At 36.4% G+C, this 5,663-nt stretch carries 6 protein-coding genes and 1 pseudogene; 6 read left to right on the top strand and 1 reads right to left on the bottom strand.

Going from position 1 to position 5,663, the window contains the following annotated elements:
* A pseudogene (locus N9I19_RS25390) lies at positions 1-458 on the bottom strand (transposase); the annotation flags it as partial.
* A 253-nt stretch (positions 459-711) separates the two neighbouring features.
* On the opposite strand from N9I19_RS25390, the gene N9I19_RS23660 reads away from it, so the two are divergent.
* From N9I19_RS23660 to N9I19_RS23635, 6 genes are all read left to right on the top strand, one after another.
* Positions 712-1,452, top strand: coding sequence for a LytR/AlgR family response regulator transcription factor (locus N9I19_RS23660; RefSeq protein WP_284470665.1), 741 nt, complete (start codon positions 712-714; stop codon positions 1,450-1,452).
* Position 1,453: 1 nt separating this feature from the next.
* Complete coding sequence (locus N9I19_RS23655) at positions 1,454-2,725, top strand: GHKL domain-containing protein (protein ID WP_317779177.1); 1,272 nt, start codon at positions 1,454-1,456, stop codon at positions 2,723-2,725.
* Between the two features lie 136 nt (positions 2,726-2,861).
* A complete protein-coding gene (locus tag N9I19_RS23650; protein ID WP_284472136.1) occupies positions 2,862-3,086 on the top strand; it encodes a hypothetical protein in 225 nt (74 codons plus the stop codon).
* Between the two features lie 26 nt (positions 3,087-3,112).
* Positions 3,113-4,282 (top strand): serine hydrolase domain-containing protein, encoded by a 1,170-nt coding sequence (locus tag N9I19_RS23645; protein ID WP_317779176.1) that lies wholly within the window; start codon positions 3,113-3,115, stop codon positions 4,280-4,282.
* Positions 4,283-4,439: 157 nt separating this feature from the next.
* A complete protein-coding gene (locus N9I19_RS23640) occupies positions 4,440-4,586 on the top strand; it encodes a PadR family transcriptional regulator (RefSeq protein ID WP_311628253.1) in 147 nt (48 codons plus the stop codon).
* Between the two features lie 135 nt (positions 4,587-4,721).
* On the top strand, positions 4,722-5,264 hold the full coding sequence (locus N9I19_RS23635) for a DUF1700 domain-containing protein (RefSeq protein ID WP_284470668.1): 543 nt from the start codon (positions 4,722-4,724) through the stop codon (positions 5,262-5,264).
* Positions 5,265-5,663: the final 399 nt, after the last annotated feature.

The following is a 5,663-nucleotide window of genomic DNA, read 5'->3' as shown; positions in this document are numbered from 1 at the left end:
ACAAGTGCAGCGTTTCTAAAATACCTAGCATTAAACGAATTTAGCTGGCCTATTTCTGAAATAATCGTTGCCGCGATTTTTCTCCAATACCGGGGATCGATTGGATAATCTTCATTAGCGAGATCATTCATCTGCTTTTCAAGGACTGCAAGATGCTCTTAATAATGAAGCAGCATGTTTACATACATTTCTAGGGTGAATAGATGGCTTTGAAATGGAGCTTTTCAGAATGGATTCCGATCAGCTGCTGCCATAAGTGCTTTTGCTTTTTGAGCAGCCCAACTACCAGATCTTCGTACACATAAAGATGCAATCATCTCTGTTAATTTTTCCTCTCCAGCGCTCAGAACTTCATCTGAGGTAGGGAACGCCAACAATGTTTTCAAAGATACAACAGAATGTAAATCTCCAAATACACCCTTATATTCAGGAAATACCTGATCTAAAACAGCTTGGAATTACAGCTTAACTCCAAATGGATGTTATAAATAAGACATTCAAAACACCTCCGAAAATTGGTAAGGTACAGTCAAGGAAATATTCAGGGGGATAAGTATGCAAAGAAACTCCGAAAAAGAAGCTCGTTCATTTGCTATTGAAGGATTTTAATTTGCATTTCATCCAAAAGCTATCTATACAAAGTCAAAAGGTTGTATCATGCTTATATAGGGTTTTAGAATAAAGGTATTAGATATGAGAGGTGTATCATTTTTGTATAGAGTGGCTATTTGCGATGATGAGGAAAAACAAAGTGAGCTTGTTAAAAGCATCCTAATTACTTTATCCATAAAAACAAATATAGAATTTGAAATCGAATTATTCGGCTCGGGGGAGCAGTTGATATCCTACTATGAGTGCAATGAAACTCCATTCCATATTTTAATTTTGGATATTGAAATGGGTGGGATAAACGGGATTCAAACAGCCCGGAAAATAAGAGGGTTAAATAACCTGGATGAACAAATTATTTTTCTGACAAGCTACCCTGAATATATGGTGGAAAGTTTTGATGTCATGACATTCCAGTATTTGATAAAACCTATTGCCGCATCGATCATGGAGGAGAAAATCCTCAAGGTATGCCAATATTTTCAAGCGCTTGATAAAAAGTTTATGGTCATCAAGTCATCTTATGAAGAAGTCATTATAAAATATGATGACCTCATTAGTATTGAAGCCGCCAAAAGCTTAACTATAAAAAGCAAACTACATTTTACCACCACTAATCAAACCTATGAAAGTAAAGGCATCATTTCAGATTATGCTTTGGCCTTAAAGGACTGTAACTTCTTACAAATCCATCGTTCCATTATTATTAATCTGCTTCATGTGAAGAAATTTGCTAGCGGAGTGGTTCTCATGTCCAATGGTATGGAATTACCTATAGGCCGTTCTAAAATTAAAGAGATTAAAGATACTTACACCAAATTTATGATTATGAAGGTCGATTGATATGATTCAAAATAATTTTCTTATTGTCTTCAGTATTATATTTGTGATGGGCTTGCAAATTAATTTTTTCTTCAACTCGGTTTTTGATAAATCAGCTAAAAAACAAAACCGATTCAATTACTTCCTTATCTTTGGGGTGCTTGATTACACCTATCTGGTTATTCCTATCTCTCCTATTTTATCTTTGATTCTACAATTGCTCATAATATTTAGTTTTGCGCAATCTTATCAAGTAGAAATTAAAGAAAAGATCATTTTTTCTTTGTTTTACGGTGTTTTAATATCTCTCGTTAATTTTATATCTCTTTATTTTTTTTATACCCTATATTCAGTTGAGTTTAGCTTTGACCCTGTAAATGAACATGATCCAATAGCCTACACGAAAGCTATTTTACTCAGCTGCATGATCATGTTTGCTATCATTCAGATCATACGACTACTTGCAAAACGTAGAAGTTACTCTTTGCATTATCGTTACTACATATTTTTTTCGGTTATTCCTATCGTAAGTATATACCAACTGAATATTCTAACTTATAAGGACCCCTATTCTTTCATATCCGTCATAGTATTACTATTTTTAAACGTTATGATTTTCTATATTTTTGATACGATCATTGATAAATTTCAATTCATGCATGAGAATACTCAGTTGCAACATCAGATGGACTATCAGGATGCGAATTACGAAAAAGTCGTTCACAGCTTCAAATCCATTAAAAGAATCATTCATGATACGAATCAGCAGTTTTTGTATATTGAAGAGTGTATTAAGCGAAATGAGTTAACAACTGCACTGGAACATATTAAGACGACATTAAATAAAGTCGAAGGAGCCTATCAGCGGGTTAATACGGGGAATCTCGTTATAGATGCTCTTGTCACTAATACGCTTAGTATTGGACAAGCCAATGGCATAAGAATAGATACAAAGATTAACTTATGTTCACAAGTAGTCCATATTGACCGTTATGACTTATGTGTTGTCATTGGAAATATGCTAGATAACGCAATAGAGGCTTCTAAAAAGTCGAAAGTCGCAGAAGATAGGTACATTCTTATAAAAATACATTCTACCGAGTCTACCCTTCTCATTCACATCATGAATCATATGGAGAATGAAGTTGCCCACTTAAACAGCCAAAAATCAAACCCGGAATTTCATGGTATTGGATTAACGAACATAGCTAGAATCTGCGACAAGTACGGTGGTCATATGACCATTGAAACAAAACATAAAGTATTTCATAATATGGTCCTACTGCCATTTTAAACGAACAATCCTTAGACAACATGTTGTTTAGGGATTGTTTTTTGCGTTTCAGGGCGCTTTTCATTCTAACAGTATTCTTCCTTGTATGATGAATTCAGTAAGTCACATCTAGAAGAAATACGAGGGGGAATTAATAATGAAGAAGATGATTTCTATAGTAATGACCGCTATGCTTATTGCAATACCGGTCACCCCTGCTTTTGCTTTAACGAATAATGATACAGTAAAAGAAAAGGCACAGGAGCTCGCCTCGAAGTTGTTGTCCGATTATGGTGTTAGTGGAATACAGTATGCGATCCGCTTGTTAGGACAGAATAGCGTTGGTAAAACAATAATTATGAAGATGATTATAAACTTATAATATTAAATAGAGAAGAGGAATGCCTTATGAAAGTACGTAGTCAAATTACATTTGCTAGTCTGGCCCTTTTAATAACTGGAAGTTCCCTGCTATACACTTCGCCAACCTCAATTGTAAAAGCAGAGCTCACTCAAAATGAATCTAGTTCTTTACAAACAAGCACTCAACAAGATCATTATTCCGTCAAGCAAGCTATGCGGGATACATTGCAACTTGGATTCCCGGGGATACTTGCTAAAACTTCTGAGGGTGGAAAAAAGTGGGGTTATGCCACTGGGGTAGCGAATCTGAGCACCAAGAAACCAATGGAAACAGATTATCGCTTTCGCATTGGCAGCGTGACGAAGACGTTCACCGCAACGGTTGTACTTCAATTAGCTGGAGAGAACCGCTTGAATCTAGACGACTCCATCGAAAAATGGCTGCCTGGTGTCATTCAAGGAAACGGATATAATGGTAATCAGATTACCATCCGGCAGATATTGAACCATACAAGTGGTATCGCCGAATACTCAAGATCCAAAGACGCTGATTTTATGGATACAAAAAAATCGTATACGGCTGAAGAAATAGTGAAGTTGGGGATTTCTCTGCCCCCAGACTTTGTTCCAGGAAAGGGCTGGTCTTATTCAAACACAGGATACGTATTATTGGGTATTCTTATTGAAAAAGTAACCGGAAACAGCTACGCGGAAGAGATTGAAAAACGGATTATTGAACCGCTTGAATTGTTGGATACATTCCTACCTGGCAATTCAAGCGTTATTCCAGGCACCAAGCATGCCCGGGGATATTCCCAACCAGACGAAACAAGTAAGATAAAAGACGTAACTTATTATAATCCAAGTGCAGGAAGCTCGGCTGGAGATATGATTTCTGATGCTGATGACTTAAATAAATTCTTCTCTTACTTGCTCGGTGGCAAGTTACTGAAGGAAGAGCAACTAAAACAAATGCTTACTACAGTTCCTGTAGGAAGAAAAGGAATCGAAGGATATGGTCTTGGAATCTTTGAATTTAAGCTTCCAAATGGTGTCTCGATATGGGGACACACAGGTGGCATTCTAGGGTTTTCTACGATTGCTGGAGGTACACTTGGAGGCAATCATACGTTGGTCGTCAGTTTGAACAGTTTGGGTAGAGATAACAGTCCTAATCCTTTTAAAAACATTTTATTTGCTGAATTTAACAAGTAGGAAAAACGGAAAAAGCGGAAAAATTTCATCATAGTTTTTATAGTTAAAAATATATCTTTCTGGTCCAAAAGCCCCAACTCACTTCGGGGCTTTTGGAATTATGGCGGCAACCCAACGATATTAAGTTAATAAAAAAAATCCTCCTTAAAATGAATAAATACGCTACTCTTTCTGCAGAAGACCATATTATGGGTATGAAATCATAAGTAAGTTAGAGCATTTTCCTATCGTTGCTGTAAAAGAGAATACAATTTATCCTCTGTTTAGAAGATTATTGAAAGAAGAATATGTTTCTTCATCTTAGCAAGATAGTACAGAGGCTTTGCCACCGAGAAAATATTATTCCATAACAAAAAAAGGAAACGAATACCTAACGCTATGTCCTTAGAATGGGATAATTTATTAATTGCTATAGCAGAAATTAAAGGAGTATAAAATTATGGATAACTATCTTGAAAAAATTGAAAAGTATTTAAAAGCTTTGTCCTCTTCCGAGCGTATTGACATTGTAAAAGAAATCAAAAGTGCAATGCTTGAGTTGCAAAATACTGGTCTTACTACTGAGCAAATCATCGAAAGGTTAGGAAACCCAAAAGAATTAGCGAAAGCATACTTAGGTGATGCCATTTCAAAGAACAGTAAATTTAGTTGGCGTAAACTCGCCGCTGTATTTGCTTTTTGTAGCAGCTTTGCAGGCGCCATCGGTATGTTTGTTTTGCCGATTATCAGTACTCTTTCCATTGCTTTAATGATAAGTGGAGTTATTACACCAATAGGCGGAATTATTAAATTTGTCGGGCATCTTATGGGATATGATATTACCGGAATCACAATCCAAATTGGAGCATTTACACCAAGCCCAATGCAGTTCTTACCAACTTCTATTGTGATTGGTGTGTTGATGTTTTTGTTGGGGAAAGTGTTATGGAGACTTACAATTAAATATATACACGCAATTAGTCAGAAGAAGAAAACACTCTGAATGTGAGCGCTAGCGTGGATCGAAACCACATCGTCATCCCAGATATGCAAATTTTTGTTATAATTTTTTTATATGGTTCGGACATTTATCAAAGTGTTCAAGTCTTTTTATGTTCCCGAAGATTCAAAATTTGTTACGTAAATTGGAGAGGTACTTGCTACTGGAGCCTTGGGGGGAGAGGAGTAGGATCAATTTTACATGTTACTGTGTCCTCGATCAACTCCATGTACTGTACATGGATCTTTACCCCCGAGTCTCAAAAACATCATGAGGTGGTACTTCCCCTTATTGGTGGCTCAATCACCGATTCTATGAACATATGTGGTCACCTTGTCGGGCTTAACGCACTATATTTTCCGTTTCGTGAGGTGCCCCATTTACAACATTGAAAGGAATAAT

The organism is Peribacillus sp. CSMR9, assembly GCF_033141925.1.
Lineage (GTDB): Bacteria > Bacillota > Bacilli > Bacillales > DSM-1321 > Peribacillus > Peribacillus simplex_A.
This window is presented reverse-complemented; position numbering and strand designations above follow the sequence as displayed.